General features: G+C 67.5%; 18 protein-coding genes. 5 read left to right on the forward strand and 13 right to left on the reverse strand.

The window, feature by feature from the left end; all coding sequences use genetic code 11:
• Positions 1-169: 169 nt before the first annotated feature.
• The 5 genes from ACVOKU_RS09035 to ACVOKU_RS09055 all read right to left on the reverse strand — a co-directional run bounded on the left by ACVOKU_RS09035 (position 170) and on the right by ACVOKU_RS09055 (position 5,159).
• Positions 170-901: a LytR/AlgR family response regulator transcription factor gene (locus tag ACVOKU_RS09035; RefSeq protein WP_053517196.1), complete on the reverse strand. Its 732-nt coding sequence runs from the start codon at positions 899-901 to the stop codon at positions 170-172.
• Between the two features lie 10 nt (positions 902-911).
• Positions 912-1,955: a sensor histidine kinase gene (locus ACVOKU_RS09040; RefSeq protein WP_481559699.1), complete on the reverse strand. Its 1,044-nt coding sequence runs from the start codon at positions 1,953-1,955 to the stop codon at positions 912-914.
• A gap of 3 nt (positions 1,956-1,958) precedes the next feature.
• Complete coding sequence (locus ACVOKU_RS09045) at positions 1,959-2,618, reverse strand: alpha/beta hydrolase (protein ID WP_065174484.1); 660 nt, start codon at positions 2,616-2,618, stop codon at positions 1,959-1,961.
• A gap of 50 nt (positions 2,619-2,668) precedes the next feature.
• Positions 2,669-4,594, reverse strand: a complete 1,926-nt coding sequence (gene mdoH / locus ACVOKU_RS09050; protein WP_481559700.1) for a glucans biosynthesis glucosyltransferase MdoH — start codon at positions 4,592-4,594, stop codon at positions 2,669-2,671.
• 394 nt (positions 4,595-4,988) lie between these two features.
• Complete coding sequence (locus ACVOKU_RS09055; protein ID WP_164972337.1) at positions 4,989-5,159, reverse strand: hypothetical protein; 171 nt, start codon at positions 5,157-5,159, stop codon at positions 4,989-4,991.
• 215 nt (positions 5,160-5,374) lie between these two features.
• Between ACVOKU_RS09055 and ACVOKU_RS09060 the strand changes: the two genes are divergently transcribed.
• On the forward strand, positions 5,375-5,761 hold the full coding sequence (locus tag ACVOKU_RS09060) for a DUF2628 domain-containing protein (protein WP_111186117.1): 387 nt from the start codon (positions 5,375-5,377) through the stop codon (positions 5,759-5,761).
• 79 nt (positions 5,762-5,840) lie between these two features.
• Here ACVOKU_RS09060 and ACVOKU_RS09065 read toward each other — a convergent pair whose 3' ends face one another.
• Positions 5,841-8,381, reverse strand: a complete 2,541-nt coding sequence (locus ACVOKU_RS09065; protein ID WP_481559701.1) for a methyl-accepting chemotaxis protein — start codon at positions 8,379-8,381, stop codon at positions 5,841-5,843.
• A 210-nt stretch (positions 8,382-8,591) separates the two neighbouring features.
• Positions 8,592-9,485 carry an NAD-dependent epimerase/dehydratase family protein gene (locus ACVOKU_RS09070; protein ID WP_263175924.1) on the reverse strand — a complete coding sequence of 298 codons (894 nt, stop codon included), beginning with the start codon at positions 9,483-9,485 and terminating at the stop codon, positions 8,592-8,594.
• 204 nt (positions 9,486-9,689) lie between these two features.
• On the opposite strand from ACVOKU_RS09070, the gene ACVOKU_RS09075 reads away from it, so the two are divergent.
• A complete protein-coding gene (locus ACVOKU_RS09075) occupies positions 9,690-9,977 on the forward strand; it encodes a KGG domain-containing protein (protein WP_481559702.1) in 288 nt (95 codons plus the stop codon).
• Positions 9,978-9,987: 10 nt separating this feature from the next.
• Here the strand turns inward: ACVOKU_RS09075 and ACVOKU_RS09080 are convergent, their stop codons facing one another.
• Positions 9,988-10,338: a VOC family protein gene (locus ACVOKU_RS09080; RefSeq protein WP_481559703.1), complete on the reverse strand. Its 351-nt coding sequence runs from the start codon at positions 10,336-10,338 to the stop codon at positions 9,988-9,990.
• Positions 10,339-10,560: 222 nt separating this feature from the next.
• Between ACVOKU_RS09080 and ACVOKU_RS09085 the strand changes: the two genes are divergently transcribed.
• A complete protein-coding gene (locus tag ACVOKU_RS09085) occupies positions 10,561-13,914 on the forward strand; it encodes an autotransporter domain-containing protein (RefSeq protein WP_481559704.1) in 3,354 nt (1,117 codons plus the stop codon).
• A gap of 82 nt (positions 13,915-13,996) precedes the next feature.
• On the opposite strand, the gene ACVOKU_RS09090 is transcribed toward ACVOKU_RS09085, so the two are convergent.
• Positions 13,997-14,449, reverse strand: a complete 453-nt coding sequence (locus ACVOKU_RS09090) for a PA2169 family four-helix-bundle protein (protein ID WP_053517176.1) — start codon at positions 14,447-14,449, stop codon at positions 13,997-13,999.
• Between the two features lie 458 nt (positions 14,450-14,907).
• Here ACVOKU_RS09090 and ACVOKU_RS09095 point away from each other — a divergent pair, with 458 nt between their 5' ends.
• Together ACVOKU_RS09095 and ACVOKU_RS09100 are read left to right on the forward strand one after the other, a co-directional pair.
• Positions 14,908-15,405, forward strand: coding sequence for a YciE/YciF ferroxidase family protein (locus tag ACVOKU_RS09095; protein WP_065174478.1), 498 nt, complete (start codon positions 14,908-14,910; stop codon positions 15,403-15,405).
• A 50-nt stretch (positions 15,406-15,455) separates the two neighbouring features.
• On the forward strand, positions 15,456-15,734 hold the full coding sequence (locus tag ACVOKU_RS09100; RefSeq protein WP_346480483.1) for a hypothetical protein: 279 nt from the start codon (positions 15,456-15,458) through the stop codon (positions 15,732-15,734).
• Here ACVOKU_RS09100 and ACVOKU_RS09105 read toward each other — a convergent pair whose 3' ends face one another.
• The 4 genes from ACVOKU_RS09105 to ACVOKU_RS09120 form a co-directional block, all read right to left on the reverse strand.
• Positions 15,735-16,496 carry a DNA-formamidopyrimidine glycosylase family protein gene (locus ACVOKU_RS09105; protein ID WP_481559705.1) on the reverse strand — a complete coding sequence of 254 codons (762 nt, stop codon included), beginning with the start codon at positions 16,494-16,496 and terminating at the stop codon, positions 15,735-15,737.
• Entirely contained in the window at positions 16,489-17,259 is a 771-nt protein-coding gene (locus tag ACVOKU_RS09110; RefSeq protein WP_481559706.1) for a DUF72 domain-containing protein, read from the reverse strand. Before ACVOKU_RS09110 ends, ACVOKU_RS09105 begins: the two co-directional genes overlap by 8 nt.
• A complete protein-coding gene (locus tag ACVOKU_RS09115) occupies positions 17,256-17,732 on the reverse strand; it encodes a BLUF domain-containing protein (RefSeq protein ID WP_481559707.1) in 477 nt (158 codons plus the stop codon). The genes ACVOKU_RS09110 and ACVOKU_RS09115 overlap by 4 nt, the downstream gene beginning before the upstream one ends.
• A gap of 250 nt (positions 17,733-17,982) precedes the next feature.
• Positions 17,983-18,321, reverse strand: coding sequence for a hypothetical protein (locus tag ACVOKU_RS09120; RefSeq protein WP_481559708.1), 339 nt, complete (start codon positions 18,319-18,321; stop codon positions 17,983-17,985).
• Positions 18,322-18,474: the final 153 nt, after the last annotated feature.

An 18,474-nucleotide genomic window follows, 5' to 3' on the forward strand; every position in this document is an offset into this window, starting at 1 on the left:
GGCGCCATGGATGGCGCCATCGAGCCCCCATGGATGGGTTCACGGCGTGTCTCGCCCGCCCATCCCGACTCACCCAACACGCAACAGCTCAGAGCCGAACACAACCTGCAGTTGCTGTTGCTTCAGACGTTGCCCGCAAGCAGTCGCGGCCGCAGGCCGCGCAGGACACTCACAGATGCCGCAGTTCCTGCTTCAGCGTCGCCACACAGCGGCGGCTGACCTCCAGCGGCTGCTTCCCATGCCGGAGCACCGCCTGCACCTGCCCGCCCACGCCACGACGCAGTTCCACCAGTTCGTGCCGCGCCACCAGACAGTTGCGGTGGATGCGCACGAAGCGGCTGGCGAATTCCTCCTCCAGCGACTTCAGCGACTCCTCGATCAGGTCCTCACCACGCGCGTGGTGCACCACCACGTACTTTTCCTCGGCCTGCAGGTAATGGATGTCATCCAGCGGAATCAGCCGCAGGCTGCCCCGCAACCGGGCGCACAGCATGCTGCGTGCCTGTTGCCCCGCGTCGTGCTGTGGCTGCCCCCCGCGCCCGGCCAGGAAGGTCCGCGCGCGCGCGATGGCCGCTGCCAGCCGCTCGGCACGCACCGGCTTCATCAGGTAGTCGATGGCCGCCGCTTCGAATGCCGACAAGGCATGCGCGTCATAGGCCGTACAGAACACCACCGCCGGGCGTGGCTCGAAGCTGGCCAGGTGACGGGCCGCTTCCAGCCCATCCAGTCCGGGCATCGCGATGTCCAGCAGCACCAGGTCCGGCTGCAGTTCCGCGCAGGCGTGCAGGGCCTGCTCGCCGTTACCGGCCTCAGCCACCACGTCCACCCCCTCCTGCGCCGCCAGCAGGCTGCGCAGGCGCTCGCGCGCCAGCGGTTCGTCATCGGCGATGACTACCCTCACGATCGTTCCCTCACTGGATCGGCACCGTCACCTGGCAGTCATAGTAGCCCTCGCTCCAGCCGGCCGTCATCCGTGCGGCACTGCCGAAGCGCCACGCCAGGCGATGACCGATGCTGTGCTGGGCATGCCCGGCGCCGCGGGCCAGGGCGAGCCCCGGCATCTGTGGATCGGGAGCGGGATTGCGTACGCGGATGTGCAGCTCGTTGCCTTCGCGCGCCACGTGCAGCTCGACGGTGCCACCTTCCGGCAACCGCGAAATGCCATGCAGCACCGCGTTTTCCACCAGGGGCTGCAACACCAGCCGCGGCAGCGGCTGCTCCCACGGCAGTGGCTCGTCACGCTGCCAATGCACCTGCAGGCGCTCTCCCAGGCGCAGCGACTCGATCGACAGGTAACGCTCGGCCAGCTCGCATTCGGCCTGCAGGGTGGAATCTCCATCGCCCGCCCCCAGCGCCGCGCGGAACAGATCGGACAGGTCCAGCACGGCGCGTTCGGCCACCGCCGGATCGCGATGCAGCAGGCTGGCGATCAGGTTCATGCTGTTGAACAGGAAATGCGGACGGATCCGGGCCTGCAGTGCATCGGCCTGTGCACGTGCGTTGGCCTGCACCTGCGCGGCCCAGCGGTCGCTCACGTAGAAGTAGCGCAGGGCCAGCGCGCTGATCAGTGCGCTGGTGGCCGCACTGCCAAGGGTGAAGCGCCAGAAGCTGATGCCACGGGCGAAGCTGTCGCCCAGCACGGCATACAGCGCGTGGATGATGCCCGCGCAGACCACGGCGATCAGCGCCGCCAGTGCGATCGCCGCAGCGGCGCCCAGCAGCGGTGGCAGCCTCGACAGCGCCTGCCGCAGCATGCACAGGCTGGCGGTCACCGCCAGCGCCAGCCAGAGTGCGAAACCGCTGGCCGAAAGCAGCTCGCCCACCGTCCAGTGACGGCTGCCATCGGGGGCCAGGGCCAGCAGCACCACCACCAGCTCGGCCAGGCCGAGCATCGCCGCCAGCCGCCGCAGGCGGCACAGTTCCGGCATCCAGGGAGGCGTGCTGGCCGGAGACATGGGTCAGGCGACGCCCAGGCGTTCCTGCAGCCAGTCACCCAGGGCATCGATCTCCTCGGCACAGACCTGGTGCGCCATCGGGTAGCTGTGCCACTGCACCTGCAGGCCCAACGCGCGCAGCGCCTGCGCGCTGTGTGCGGCTACCGCCTGCGGAATGACCGGATCGCCGCTGCCGTGGGCCATGAACACCGGCACGTCCACTGCGGTAGCCACGCGCTCGGCGCTGTCCGCGTCGGGCAGGTAGGTGGACAGCGCGATCAGCCCGGCCAGCGGCGCCGTGCGCGACAGCGCGGCGGTAAGAATGATCGCGCCCCCCTGCGAGAAGCCGGCCAGGAAGATCTGCTCCGGCGTGATGCCCCGCTCGATCTCGCGGGCGATCAGGGCCTCTACCTGGGCCACCGATTCGCGCACGCCGGCCATGTCGGCGCGGGAACGGAAATCCATGCCGACGATGTCGTACCAGCCGCGCATCGGCACGCCGTTGTTGATCGTGATCGGCCGCACCGGGGCGTGCGGGAACACGAAGCGCAGCGCCGGCCAGTGCGGACGCACCAGCTCCGGAACGATCGGGGCGAAGTCATGGCCATCGGCGCCAAGGCCGTGCAGCCAGATCACCGACCACTGCGGCGAGGCGCCGGTTTCCTGTTCCACCGTTTGCAGCATGTTGCGGCTCCTTCAGATGCGAGCCGCATTATGCCGCCGGTGTGGGGCGATCAGTACAGCGGTGGCTGTTCGGCCGCTTCCCGGCGCAGCTGCGCGGCGCGTACCAGCACCGGCGGCGGAATGTTCTCCTCGGGGATGTCGAGCAGGCCCAGCCGGTGCAGGAACGCACCGGGACCGCGCGACGAGGTCAGTGCCACCACCGGAATGGCCAGCACCATGCCGATCACCACCGGCGCCATCCATGCCGCCAGCGACGGCGAGACCAGCCAGGCCAGCACGCCCATGAAGGCGCCGAACAGGCCCAGGCCGCCGTAACCGCGCACCAGCGCCATCCAGGAAATGCCACCGTCATCGCGCTGCTGCGCGTCCCACCCCGAGTCGCGTCCGGACAGCACTTCGGCCACCCCGCGGGACTGCACGTACATGACCACCGGCGCCATCAGTGCCGCCAGCACGGTCTCCACCAGCATCGACACGAAGGCACGGAACGCACCGCCGCAGCCACGACGATCCACCGGGTCCAGCAGCATCGCCAGGTAGCCCAGCACCTTGGGCATCAGCAGTACCGCCATGGTGGCGGCGAACAGGCGCACCACCTGCTGCTCGTCCTGCGCGCGCCAATACACGCCGGGCGCCAGGTGCAGCACGGCATTGAAGTCGATGCCTTCCTGGAACAGCGGGATGGCGATGCCGATCAGCATCAGCATCGCCCACATGGGCGCAGTGAAGTAGTGGCCGATGCCGATCAGCATGTGCATGCGGCTGATCCAGTGCAGGCCGCGGCTGCCGACCACCTTGCCGTGCTGCAGGTTGCCCTGGCACCAGCGGCGGTCGCGCACCAGCAGGTCGGTCAGGGTCGGCGGGCCTTCCTCATAGCTGCCCCCCAGGTACGGCACCATGTGCGCGGCCCAGCCGCCACGCCGCATCAGCGCGGCTTCGACGAAGTCGTGGCTGAGCACGTGGCCGCCGAACGGCTTGCGCCCAGGCAGCGATGGCAGGCCGGCATGGTCGGCGAAGGCACGGGTGCGGATGATGGCGTTGTGGCCCCAGTAGTTGCTTTCAGCGCCGTGCCACCAGGCCACGCCCCGGGCGATCACCGGCCCGTAGACGCGGCCGCCGAACTGCTGCATGCGCGCGAACAGGGTGCGTCCGCCGATCACCGACGGCAGGGTCTGGATCAGGCCGACGTCAGCGTTGTGTTCCATGCCGGCCACCAGGCGCACGATGCTGTCGCCGGTCATCAGGCTGTCGGCGTCCAGGATCAGCATCTGCGGGTAGGCCCCGCCGAAGCGGCGCACCCAGTCGGCGATGTTGCCCGCCTTGCGGCCGCTGTTGTCGCCACGACGGCGGTAGAACAGCCGCACGCGGCCGTCGGGCACCTGCTCGCGGAGCTCGGCGAAGACCTGCTCTTCGGCCCGCGCGATATCGTCACGGCGGGTGTCACTGAGCACGAAGAAGTCGAAACGCTCCAGCTGGCCGGTGGCCGCCACCGATTCGTAGATCGCACGCAGGCCGGCCAGCAGCCGGCGCGGATCCTCGTTGTAGGTCGGCATCAGCAGCGCCGTGCGGCTGTGCACGGTGGGCAGCGGCTTGTCCGGATCAATGCCCAGGCGATAGCCACGGTCGAACACGGCGGTGAGGAAGCCGGCCACCGCGCTGGCGAACGACAGCGCGATCCAGGCGAACAGGCCCACGAACAGCACCAGCAGGCAGGCTTCGAGCACGCTGATGCCGTTGACCGACAACACCCGCCACATCATCCGGGTGGCCGCTGCGGTCATCACCAGCGTGCCGCCCAGGATGTACAGCCGACGCAGGCCGATCAGGCGTGGCGAGGTGCGGTGCCGTCGCACCCTGAGCCGCCCTTCGCGCAGGGTCTGCTCGGGCATCGACAAGGGCACTTCGGCAGGCAGCAGCGCCCAGCCGGCGTCAGGCCCGGGCGATTCCGCCTCCGCATGGATGGTCTGCACCCCCATCGGCGCCTACTCCGCGCAGTCGGCATGGCCGGCCGTCCCGGCCAGGCTGCATGCACGAAGGTTCCCGGCGCGCCTTCCCGGCGCCCGCACTTGTCCTGGCTGCGTCGGCCTGAGGCCGCGCAGTCGCTGTCTGTCACTACCGGAACCCACACGATCTCCAACGGGGCGGAATCGAAAATGCGGCCCAGTCTAGGCCGCTACATGTAAGCCGGGTGCGAAGGCCTACGCCGGGATTTCTCCCCATTCAGCAAACAGCAGGCGAGGCTGCCGGCGCGGTGCCGACGGCCTGGCACATCGAGCGCAATTGGATCGAGCAAAACGGGCGGCGACACATCCCTCGGCGATCGCGCTGTAGGCGGGGCCAACGCGATCGATCGTACTTCAGCAGCGCGCGTTACTCGTCCTGCAGGACGACGCCGGCCGCGTCCTGCAGGGCAGCGGTGCGCGCACGGTCCATCGCCACCGCCAGTTGCTGGCGGGCGAGCAGTTGTTGGGCCTGCACCACTTCGGGTGTGGGCAGAAGCACCGGTCCCGGTGCGTTTTCCGGTGTAGCGGGTGTGGTCATGCAACCTCCGTGGACATCCCCGCTGCCGCGCGGGTCCAACCGGGCGGCAGCGGAACTGCGCACCCTATCCTAAAAACAAGGCGGATGGGTGACGTGCAAGCCGGTGAGGCCTGCGCCTGCAAAGGGCATGCGTCACGTTCCAGGCACGCAGCGCTGGATCCTGAATAGGCATTTCCGTTAGCATGAAAACGTTTTCTCACAGGGAAGTTCCTCCCATGAATACCGTCGACCTCACCCACTTCAGCCCCAAGTGGCAGTTCCGCTTCAACTTCTACCGCCAGCACGGCGCGCCCAAGGAGCCCGGCTTCAAGCAGGCATGGCGGGCCCTGTCCTTCGGTGACCGCCTGAAGATCAACCTGAACATCTTTGCCCTGTTCTTCGGCCCCATCTACCTGCTGATCCTGGGCATGTGGCGCAAGGCGCTGGTGGTGGTCGGCATCGCCATCGCCCTGGCGGCCATCACGATGTTCCTGCCCGACATCGTCGGCCGCGCGGTGTTCATCGCCTTCAATGTACTGGTCGCCTCCAGCACCAACTACAGCTATTACCTGGAAAAGGTGGAAGGCCGGACCGGCTGGAACCCGTTTGAAGGAATGTTCTGAGCCACTCAGACCTGCGCACGGACGCGCGGCAAGGATGCAACCGACGCCCGGCCCCCGCCGGGCGTCTTCGTTTCCGGCATCAGGCAGCGCGCAGCGTGGCCGTCGTGCCCGTGCCCGCTTCCGACTGCAGCCGGAAGCGGGACACCGCCACCGCAAGCTGCTCGGCCTGCTCTTCCATCGCGCGCGCGGCAGCACTGGCCTCTTCCACCAGCGCCGCATTCTGCTGGGTGGTTTCATCCATCTGCACCACGGTCTGGTTGACCTGCTCGATGCCGGCCGACTGCTCGCGCGAGGCGGCCGAGATCTCGGCCATGATCTCGTTGACCCGCCCGACCTGGCCGACGATCTCCTGCATGGTGTTGCCTGCGCGGTGCACCAGCTGCGCACCGCTGCCGACCTGGGCCACCGATGCGTCGATCAGTCCCTTGATTTCCTTCGCCGCTGCGGCCGAGCGCTGGGCCAGCGCGCGCACTTCGCTGGCCACCACGGCGAAGCCGCGACCCTGCTCGCCCGCACGCGCGGCCTCAACGGCGGCGTTCAGGGCCAGGATGTTGGTCTGGAAGGCGATGCCGTCGATCACCGAGATGATCTCGGCGATGCGTTGCGACGAGGTTTCGATCTGCTGCATGGTCTGTACCACCTGGCCGACCACCTTTCCGCCTTCGCTGGCCACGTCCGCCGCCGATGCGGCCAGCGTGTTCGCCTGCAGGGCATGATCGGCATTCTGGCGCACGGTGGAGGTCAACTCCTCCATCGACGCTGCCGTTTCTTCCAGGTTGGCCGCCTGCAGTTCTGTGCGACGCGACAGATCGCTGTTGCCCGCGGCGATCTCGCCGGCCGCCAGGCGGATGCTCGCCGCTGACTGCTGGATCTGGCCGACGATATGGGTCAGCTGTTGCGCGGTGCTGTTGGCATCGTCGCGCATCACCGCGAACACGCCGTGGAAGTCGCCCTGCATGCGTGCACTGAGGTCGCCGGCGGCGATGGCGCGCAGCAGCGTGGAAAGCGCCGCGAGGTTGTGGTCGCTGGCCTGCATCATCGCGTTCAGCGTGGTCACCATGCGGCGGAAATCGTGCTCGAACCGCTCACTGTCACCACGCACGGCAAAGTCGCCGGCGGCAGCAGCGGCGGCCAGCTGCTGGATCTGCTCGTTGATCGCCGCCAGGTTGCTCTTGGTGGTGGCCATGGCGGCGGTGAACACCGCCTTCTCGCCCGGCAGCGGCTCCATGTCCACGCTCAGATCGCCCACCGCGTAGCGCTGCATCACGTCCACCAGGCGCTGGGTGACCGCATTGCTGGACGCCACCAGCTGATTGCTGTCGGCCACCATGCGACCGTACTCCCCCGGGAAGGCCGCCGCGTCCATCCGGTAACTGAGCTCACCCGCATCATGGCGGCGTGCCATCTCCGCCTGCGCCGCCATCACCGCCTGCAGCTGTCCCCGCATGCCCTGCATCGCCTCGAGCAGGCGCCCGACCTCATCGTTGCCGCGCGCCGGCAGCGCGGTGTCCAGCTTGCCCGCCGCCACGTCACCTGCAACGCGTACCGCCTGTGCCAGCGGCCGGATCGCCAGCTGGCGCAGCAGCAGGTAGACGCCTGCGCTCAATGTCAGCGCGGCCAGCACGCCGACCAGCAGCGTCAGCCACAGCAGTTGGCGAGCCTCGGCCACGATCACCGCATGCGGCACCACCACACCCAACGCGAAGCGCTGCGGGGCCTCGCCAACCCGCAGAGGCACGTACAGGCGCACATTGCCGGCGGCATCCGGCTCGAACGCTTCGACGGTCCTGTCGGCCGCGATTCCGGCCAGCATGTCGCGGGTGAAGGCATCGGTGCGCGGCTTGCCGATCTCGGCGGCATCGGCCGAAGCCAGGACCACGCCCTTGGGCGAGAGCAGTTCAACGCGGCCTGCTCCCATCGGCGCAAGCGTCGCCAGATGCTTCTGCAGCGCCGCCAGCGAGAAATCGACGGTGAACACGCCGAGGAACGTGCCGTTCTCCACGATGGGCGTGCTCAGGGTGCTCATCAGCACCTTCTGGCCGGCGATCTCATAGGCATAGGGCTCGCTCACCTTGGGCAGCTTGTCGCGGCTCGGCCCCATGTACCAGTCACCGGACCCGCTGGCGGTGTCGGTGTAGTCGGTCATCACCGACTGCTGCGGTTTGCCATCCTGCCAGGCCCAGTAGCTCATGTAGCGACCGGTGGCGTCATGTGCCTCGCTGTTGACGAACTCCGCGTCCTTGCCATCGAAGGCATCGGCCTCCCACATGGTGCTCTTGCCCAGCCACTCCGGGTGCGCGCGGAGCTGTTCGCCGAGCACGGCCGCCAGGCTGGCACGATCAGGCTGGTCGCCCCGCGAGCGCTGGGCCAGGACGGCCTCGACCATGGCATCGTTGCTGGCGAAGGCGGTGCCCAGATCGGCCGCGACCTGGCGTGCTTCGGCCTGCGCCTCGCTGGCCATGGTCTGCCGCGATGCGTTGATCAGGCTGGCACTGGCCTGGCGGTAGATCAGAAAGGCGGTCAGGCCGAAGCACAACAGCGCGATGGCAGCGGTGCCCAGCATCAGCTTGTGGGCGATGCTGCCCGGACGACGGGCAGCGGCGGAGCGGGAAGACGGCATGGGAGGGTCCGCAAGACAGGTCAGGACATCCGGCACCGCGTTGGCGCCGCGCTGGTGCGCGATCCCTCGCGCGGCGACCTGTCTGCGCCGGGCGATGCCCGGCACCGCAAGGGCGCACCGGGTTAGCGGCCGGTCCGCGGCGTTGTTGAGCCGTTGCCCTGCGTCAAACTGAATACACTCAGCTTCGGATGGCCTCCAGGCGGGGCGAACCTACTCGACCACCCGGTCCTTCAGCCACTGCGTGCGTGGCAGCACTTCGATGCTGCCTGCCGCATACTGCTGCAGTACATCGTCCGGACCGTAGCGCGGCTGCCAGCCCAGCACCGCAACCGCACGGCTGCCGTCGTACACGCGGTCGATGCTCAGCGGCAGTGGCCAGCCGCGGCGCTCGAACTCGGCCAGCAGCTGCGGTGCGCGCCGCGCCAGCACCCGGCGTGGCTGGGTGGCCAGTTCCAGGCAGTCCTCGCGCCGGAAGGGGGTCGGCGCGCAGGCGATGTAGCGCTGGAACGGTGCGCCCGCGTTGTGCAGCAGCGCGGCATGCGCGCTGGCCACATCGCGTGCATCCAGGCCCCGGTGCAGGCGGAACATCGCCATGCGCTCGGGAGGCTCGGGGAAGCAGCGGCCCATGCGCAGCACGCGCACGGCGAACGCCTCCGATGCCGCCGCTTCGGCCAGCGCCTCGGCCTGCAGCTTGGTGCGGTGGTAGATGGTCCTGGGCAGGGGTTCAGTGTCTTCGTCGATCCAGCGGCAACCGCCCGCCACCACGGCATGGCCGTACAGGGCGGTGGTGCTGGTCAACACGAAGCGTCCGACGCCAGCATCGCGCGCCAGCCGCAGCAGCTGCGCGGTCGCCTCCACGTTGATCTGCTGGAACACCGTGTCCGGCACCAGCCCGACATGCGGTGCATGCAGCGCAGCGGTGTGAATCACCGCATCCACGCCGCGCACGGCACGCTCCAGTGCCTTCGTGTTGGTGACGTCGGCAATGATGCGTGTAGTAGCGAACGGGCTGCGGTCCAGCCCGATGACTTCATGGGTGGCCGCCAACGCGCCGAAGATCGCGCGTCCGATCCGCCCGGAACTTCCGGTCAACAGAATCTTCATTGAGTCCATTCACTCAACAGCGCCCGGGAGCTACCGGGATGAACCGATTCTAGGCGTGGCCTGTGTCCGGGGCGATAGCAGCGCTGCGCAAGTGCAGCGTCAACGACAAGCAGGCAGAACGTGAAGACCGCGCGCCATCTGCGGACGTACCGTTAGCCTGCCGTCGGCAAGCATGAGGCTCCGCCACGCCGAGAGAGACCCCCTATGGCCAGCAGCAACCGCGGGTTCGCGTCGATGGACCAGCGCATGCAGCGCGCGATCGCCGCCAAGGGTGGGCGCGCCGCCCATGCCTCCGGCAACGCCCATGAATTCAGTCCCGCCGAGGCGCGCATTGCCGGCCGCAAGGGAGGCGAAGCCATCAGCCGCGATCGCCAGCACATGGCCGCGATCGGTCGCGAAGGCGGCCATGCACGCCGCGCCCGCGCACAGCAGCAGCGCCAGCAGTCCGACCAAGGTCCACGGGATCGCGACGAACCGGGTCAGCAGGACTGAGCGACGCGCCTCAGCCGTGGCTGAGCAGGTTCAGCAGGCGCCCGAACGGGTCACGGACGAAGAACCGACGCACGCCCCATGGCTCCTGGACAGGACCATACACGACATCAATGCCGGCGCTGCGGATGCGTTGCAGAACCTCATCCAGATCGTCCACCTCGATCGACAGGTCCGGCACCGGCGTCCCCGACCCGCCCTCGCTGGCGAAGCTGAGCTGCGCAGGCGCAGTGTGCTGCCCGGCGTAGGTGACGATCCAGCCATGATCCATCACCACCGGCATGCCGAGGATGCCGCCGTAGAACGCGGCGGCGCGCGTCGGATCGGGTGTGGCGATGTTGGCGACGATGCGTCTGACAGCCATGACGTTCCTGTTCAATGAGGGGCAAAAACGAACTGCGCGACCGGCCGGCACACCGTCAACCTTCAGGGACGCGTGTACAGACTGATGCGGCAGGGTGCGAAAAGTGTGGCTTTCGTCACGAAACATTAACGCGTTAACAAAATTCCCGTCACATCGCTGGGGGTGAAACGCATCCAGGACAGTTAGCGGCTGGGTAGACCGTCAATCAAGGAAGTTTGCCTGATGAATCACCCGCTGCATGGCCGTTCGTCCCGCTCCCGTTCCCCCTTGCAACGCCCGCTGGCACTCGCGGTGGCCAGCTCCCTGCTACTGGCAGCCGCCCTGCCGGCAATGGCCTCCGATTCACTCGATGCCTGGCAACAGCAGCGCCAGCTGCAGGCGGCGTGGGCCCAGCCGGGCCATGCACAAACGGACGCAACCGTCGCTGCTTCGGCGCAGGCCACGTCCACCCCGGTCCTGGGCAATGCGGGCGACGCCGCCAGTTGGCACAGCGACGAGTTCAATGCCGACTGGGGCCTGGCCGCGATGGGGGCCGACCATGCCTATGCCCGCGGCCTGACCGGCCAGGGTGTACGCCTGGCGCTGTTCGATTCCGGCTCGGCGCTGGCCCACCCGGAATTCGCTGGCCGCAACACCACCAGCATCACCATCGGCCCGGACTGCGCGACGGCGGGGATCGTCGCCGGCGAAGGGGCCTGCGCGCAGACCCGCGGCGAACAACCCGGCTACAACTATTACGGCCTCGGTGCCGGGGTGCCGGCGGCGCTCGCCGGTCGCCTGATCGCGGCCGGCCTGCCCTACGGCTTCAGCTACGCCGATCATGGCACCCACGTGCTGGGCACCATCGGCGCCAACCGCGACGGCACCGGCATGCATGGCGTGGCCTTCGGTGCCGACCTGACGGCAGCGCGCGTGTTCGGTGACACCTACTATGAGTGGCGCCTGGATCCGGATGGTTTCTATCGCCCCCGCGCGGTGTACCGCACCGACCCGGACGACGACGCCGTACTGGACATGTATGCGCAGATCCAGGCGCAGGGCGTGCGCGCCATCAACCACAGCTGGGGCATCTCGACCCGCAACATGAGTGCCGCGGCGCTCGACCGCCAGTATGCCGCGATTGGCGCGGATTACGACGTCTACGGCAGCATCTACGCAGGCAGCGACGCTGCCCCCGGGTCGACCCTGATCCAGGTGTGGTCGGCCGGCAACGGCAGCGGGGCCGTCGCGGGCATCACTGCGGCCCTGCCCCGCTGGAAGCCGGAGATCGAACCCTACTGGCTGGCCGTGGCCAACGTGCGCCAGCCGGTCGCCGACGATGGCGAAACCGACTATGTGCTCGACGACAGCTCCAGCATCTGCGGTGCCGCCGCCAACTGGTGCATCTCCGCCCCGGGCACCGACATCGCCAGCACCATCGTCTCCGGTGAGATCCAGGGACGCATCGAGGAAACCAGCGAGTACCTGCGGCTGATCATCGACAGCGAGAACACCGAGTACACCTACGGCCTGAAGACGGGCACCTCGATGGCGGCGCCGCACATCACCGGCGCCCTCGGGCTGCTGTTTGAGCGCTTCCCCTACCTGGACAGCGCACAGGTCCGCGACGTGCTGCTGACCACCGCCCGCGATCTGGGCGATCCGGGCATCGATGAGATCTACGGCTGGGGCATGGTCGACCTGCGCAAGGCCATCGAAGGCTTCGGCTCGCTGCGCGTGGACACCGATGTGGTGATGAACCAGAAGGCCGGTGGCCTGAAGGTCTGGGAAGGCGAGGCCTGGGATGACTGGACCAACGACATCGGCGGCCCCGGCAAGCTGACCAAGTCCGGCATCGGCTGGCTGCGCCTGAGCGGCGACAACAGCTTCAACGGTGCGGTGGTGAACGATGGCGTCCTGGAATTGAATGGCGCCAACTCGCTCACCTCGGCAGTGGAGGTGAAGGGCGGCCAGTTCCTGCTCAACGGCTCGCTGGTTTCCACCGCCCTGAACACCACCGGCGGCGTCAGCACGGTCAGCGCCGGCGGCGTGCTTGACCACAGCAACCTGGTGGTCGATGGCGGCGTGGTCTCCTTCAACGGCACGCAGGCCGGCGGTAATACCACCGTGGGCGCCAACGGCCTGCTGAAGGGTGTCGGCACCCTGGGTACCACCCGGGTCGACGGCATCATCGCGCCGGGCAATTCGATCGGCACCCTGACCGTCAACGGTGACTACGCGCAGGGCGCTACCGGCGTGTTCGCGTCCGAACTGGCGCCGGGAGGCCGCAGCGACCAGCTGCACGTCACCGGCACCGCCGCGCTGGACGGCACACTGGTCGCGCTGCCCGAACCGGGCGTGTACTACCTGGGTGAGCAGTTCAACATCCTGCGCGCCGACGGTGGCATCAACGGTCAGTTCGCCCGTACCGACTTCAGTGCATTCTCGCCGTTCCTGCAGTTCAGCCTGGCCTACAGCGCCAATGGTGCGCGCATCGACGTGACCCGGGGTGCGCTGCTGGCCAGCGCGGCCACCACGCGCAACCAGCGCGCCGTCGCCGGCGTAGCCGACGGTCTGGCGATCAACCAGGGCCTGCCCCGGCCGCTGACCCAGCTGTTCCCCGCCCAGGTCGGCGCCGCGCTGGACGGCCTGAGCGGCGAGCTGCATGCCGCCACGCCGCTGGTACTGGTCGAGAGCAGCCGCTACGTGCGTGATGCAGCCTTGTCGCGACGTGCGGGCAATGCGTCGCCGGGCAGCACCGGCGACGCGACCGGTGCGTGGGTGCAGGCAATCGGCGGCAACGGCAAGCTCGATGGCGATGTCGAAACCGCGCGCACGGACGCCAACAGCAACGGCCTGCTGGTCGGTATCGACCGCGAGTTCGATGGCTGGCAGGCCGGCGTACTCGCCGGCACCGGCCGTACCGACGTCAAGCAACGCGACCGCCGTGCCAAGTCCAAGATCGACAATACCCACTTCGGTGCCTACGCCAGCCACAGCTGGGGCGGCTTCGGTCTGCGCGGTGGCGTGGCATGGAGCAAGCACGAGGCAGAGAGCACCCGCGAGCTGGCGTTCGCAGGATTCAGCGACACGCTCACCGGCCGTTATGACGCGCGTACCCGCCAGGCTTTCCTCGAAGCCGGCTACCGTTTCGGCTCTGCTGAAGGCAGCCTGGAGCCCTACCTGCAGGTTGCCCGTGTCGAAGTGGACCTGAAGCGCATCAGCGAGCGGGGCGGCGCCGCCGCACTGCAGGGCGAAGTGGAAGACACCCGTACTACCGTGGCGACCGCCGGGCTGCGCTTCGACAAGGGTCTGAAGGCATCCTTCCAGCAGGACAGCTGGCTGCACCTGCGTGGCGCGGTGGGCTATCGCCGGGCCTCCGGCGACCGCAGCCAGGTGGCCAATCTCGCCTTCGCCAACGGTGGCGGCGCGTTCACCGTCAGCGGCGCGCCGATCGCCGACAGCGCTGTCGTGGCCGAGCTGGGGCTGTCCGCGTGGCTGACCCCGCGGCAGTCGCTGGAGCTGGGCTACAGCGGCCAGTTCGGCAGCGAGAGCCGTGACCACGGCGCTACGGCGCGCTGGTCCGTGCGCTTCTGATCCACGTTCAACTTACCTGCTGAAGAGCATTGGGGCGGCCTGGGGCCGCCCCTTTTTTCTCCGGAGACTGCATCCCGCTCGATCAGGCTGCCTTCATCGCGTGCTTCCGCGCACGCATCACGTTGTGGCATTCCTGCACTTCCGGCAGCAGCTGGGTCACTTCCTGGCGTACCGCCGGCGGCAGGCCCTCATCCTTCAGCGCGTCCTTGAAAGCCGCCAGCAGGCGGTCTTCCGATTCTTCCAGCTCGGCCACATAGCCATAGTTGGTGTCGCCGAACGCTGCGCGCACCTTGCCGTAGAACTGCTGCATCGAGCCGACCAGAGTGCCGTGCTCGGCAGGCTTGCCACCGGTGGCCGCAACCGCGCCACTGAGTGCCGACACGATGCGGCCCTTGACGCCGGCAATGCGGGTGAACAATGCCGCCAGCTCGGCATCCTTCACCTTCGTAGCCGCCTCTTCGTAGAACGACTTGCCGTCGCGTGCGATCTCGATCAGGTCGTTGAGACGATGTTCGATGGTGGACTGGGTGCTCATGTTCTGCTCCTGAAGTTCAGATTCGTTGGGAACGGACAACGGTGTGCGTTGCCTGCATCACTACCTTGGACAAAGGACTGTGGCCCCGGGGTGAGCGTCGTTTGATGCATGCATCACGTCGCTCAACGCGGCCTGACCGCCGCTACCAGGGCACGAAAAGGATGATCCCGGTAATCACCAGCACGGCGGCCAGCACTCCCAGCAGCACCTTCCCTTGTCGCCAGCTCGGCGTCGGTTTTCCTGGCGTGTTCATCGTGTTTTCTCCTGTCGATGCGGACGCTGGCAGCCTGATGCATACGCCAGCGTCGGCACGTGCACGCCATGTGCATCGCGCGTGCACATGTGAGGGCCCTGCATGGACCATGCCGGTGGACAGCGATATCGCGCTCACTGCATGTACGCCGGGCATCAACGCCGGGCCCGCTACGGTCATCATTCCTTCCCGACTGGAGCCGCACATGGCCATCAAGACTGCCGAAGACCTGTTCATCCACGAACTTTCGGACATCTACAGCGCCGAGAAGCAGCTGACCAAAGCCCTGCCCCGCCTTGCCCGTGCGGCCGAGAATCCGGATCTCGCCGCCGCCTTCGAAACCCATCTGGAGGAAACCCAGGGCCAGATCGAGCGGATCGACCAGGTGGTCGAGACGCTGGGCATCCGTCTCAAGCGCATCAAGTGTGCAGCGATGGAAGGGCTGGTGGAGGAAGGCAAGGACGTCATCGACAGCATCGACAAGGGACCGGTGCGTGATGCCGCACTGATCGGTGGCGCCCAGAAAGTCGAGCACTACGAGATTGCGTCGTACGGCACCATCGCCGCGCTGGCCAAGCAGCTGGGCTACAAGGACGCGCTCCCCCTGCTGCTGGAAACACTGGCCGAAGAAAAGTCGACCGACGAGAAGTTGACCCTGCTGGCCAAGGGGGGTGGCAACGCCAAGGCAGCACAGGCCGCCTGAGTTCCACTGCCATACGCCGCCAGGAACGGCGGCGGCAACAGGAGATTCCGATGCATCCGGATATCATCGGCTGGATGGCGACCCTTGTGCTGGTCGCCACCTTGCTCAGGCAGATGGTCAAGCAGTGGCGTTCGCCACATCCCGAGACACTGTCACGATGGTTGTTCGCCGGCCAGATGGTGGCCTCGGCGCTGTTCACCCTCTACAGCCTGATGCTGGGCAGCAGCGTCTTCGTAGTGACCAATCTGCTTCTGTTGGCGACGGCTCTGCTTGGCCAGCTGTTGGCCCGCCATCGCCAGAAGCAGGCACCCCTGCCTCCGCCCTGTTGATCATCGCTGGCGGCCACCGGCCGGCCTGGCGCCGTCGAACAGGACCTGATCGCGGGGACAGAAGAAGCTGCGTCGCCGGGTTCTGCCCAGATACTGCTTGCTGACGGGGCCGCCACATCGCGGACAGCTGCGTTTGGCATGCACCTGCCAGTGCTTCTTGAGCTCGTGACGACGCTTCCATTCCAGGAACTCGTAGCTGTAGGTCCTGGCTTCGCGGATCAGTGAACCCAGCCTGCGCGGCGGCAGGTCACCCACACGCGTGGCCGGGTGTACGCCGATCCGGAACAGCACTTCGTTCTTGATGATGTTGCCAACGCCGGCAAAAACGTTCTGGTCCAGCAGTGCGTCGCACACCAGGACGTCAGCCATCGCTTTCAGGCGGCGGCGCGCGAGCCGGGGGTCCCACGCATCGCTCATCACATCGGTGCGCCAGTCGTAGGCTTCTTCCAACGGGCCGTCGATGAGTTTGACCGAACAGGCATAGAGGTTCAGTTCGCCGGCATCGAACCTCAGCGATACGCGCGGAGGCGAAGGCTTGCGCTCATCGATACGCCAGCTGCCGAACAGCATCAGATGGATCCGCAGGGTATCCGTGCCGAACTCCAGCAGGAAGTGCTTCCCCCAACTACGCACGGATCGCACGCGCTGCCCTGCAAGCATGGACAGGTCAATCCGGCTGTTGCCCCCGACATGTCGCAGTATCTGGCCGGTGAACATCTCGGCGGCCTCGCGCAGCAGCACGATGGAAGGGCCTTCAGGCATGGCCGTGTTCTCCAAGCAGTGCCTGCAATCGCAGTGCATTGCTGACCGCATGGCCCTGCGCCGTGTTGTCCAGGATCATCCAGGCGCAATGGCCGGCACGCGCGCGGTCCCTGAGCAGCCCGGCCAGCCGTGCCAGTGTGGTCTCGTCATAAGCGCTGCGATAGATATCCGGCTGGCCGTGCCATCGCCAATAGCTCCAGCCGCGGGCCCCGCCCGGCTCTCCCGCCTGCGCGACCCGCGCCGGGTCCGCCGCCACGCGCGCGATGTCATGGACCGCCAGCAGCGCATCCACTTCGGCACTGAACCAGGACGGATGTCGAGGCTCGCACGCCACCTGCCTGCGCGTGCGCCGACGCAGATCGTGCAGAAACGGTTCGACGTGCTGCGGCTCGTATGCCAGGCTGGGAGGCAACTGCAACAGCAGCGCACCCAACCGGCCGCCGAGCTCCTCCACCGCGTCCAGGAACGGGTCGAGCAGCGGGCCGGCACCGTGCAGCCGCTGCTCGTGCGAGATGGAACGCGGCATCTTCACCGTGAAGCGGAAATCGTCCGGAACGGAAGCGGCCCAGCGCCGATAGGTCTGCGGCAGGTGCGGGCGATAGAACGAGGAGTTGATCTCGACCAGGGAAAAGCGTGTGGCGTAGCGCTGCAGCAGACTGTCGCCTCCACCGAAGCTGGAGCGATCCGCCGCCGACAGGGACCATCCTGCGCAACCGACGCGTATCCGCGTTCCGGCAGGGTGCGGTTCCACCCGAGTGCTCATGACCCTTCTTCGCCAGCAGGCGCAGCGTGCATGGAAGGTCCGCCCTGACCGGCCCGCAGCAGAGGCGCCGTCAACAACTGCAGCCTGTCCAGCGCGCTGGTCGGAACTCCGGTGATGGCCGTGCTGCGCACGAACCCGGTCCAGTCGGACAGTGCCATCCTGCCGAGTGCCGAGTGCTCGACCTGCAGCCAGCCCATCCGCCAGTGCGAGAACTGGCGGCGACCGATGCGACCGCGGTTGAGCTCGACCACACTGTGATGGCTGCTGCTGTCGAGTATGCGCCGCCACGCGGCGTCCATGCCCTGCTGTGGCCCCTCCAGGTACTGCAGGAAGCGATGGCCATCGAACAGAAGCACGCCGGTGATGTCCGCTGCTTCATTGAATGCCACCGCGTCGTCGACGAGACCGCGCAGCCACTCCGCGCTCAATGAGGCAACGGCTTCGCTCGCATAGGCAATCGCACGCAGAGGCATGGGGGCACCGACGGTTGCAATAGTCTCTACATTAATCTTCGCCGCCGAAGGTCCAGTGACTTCGGCGTGGAGGCTGCGTTCAAGTGTGGGGTCGACTCTGCACTTGAGGAGATGGCACGAGATATATGGCGGCCCAACACGGGCGACATTCCAGGGCCGACCAGCACCGGAACCCGGGCAACAGCAATCGCGGTTCCGCTTCGTTGCAGTGGTGCTCCAGCCCGTCCCCCCCGTTGCCGCCGATGCGCGCTCAGGCCTGCAGCACGGATGAAGGAGCCGCAGGCGGCATCGTGTACGCGCACGTGGCAGCGGCCGGCCGACCCTCCGCAGCAGACAGCACCTGCATGACCCGATGCTCGGCTCGACGCTGCGCGGCCTCCACGCCCACCACGTAGACGAAGCGGCCATCGAACTTGGCCTGCGCGCCGTCGAGGCCGTCTGCCAACAGCAGTGCCCGCTTCAGCGACTTCATCCAGGCGCGGGAGGGCACCCTGTCAAGTTCGACGACAACTGCCATCCCACCGCAGGCGAGCGGCATGCTTTCCACGCGCAGCACCTGGGGCGCAGACAGGGATCCGGAAGCGTTCATTGGGCGACTCCTCGTGCGGGGACGGCGGCAGTATCCACAGTGATCGCCAAGGCATCGTCAACATTGCCGGCCCCTCCGTGCACGCTGCCTGCACGGCGCGCGCGGCTTCGCGCCGACACCACATCATCTCCGCATCGCCTTGATGGCCTGCGG

It is taken from the genome of Stenotrophomonas sp. STEN147 (assembly GCF_056757995.1).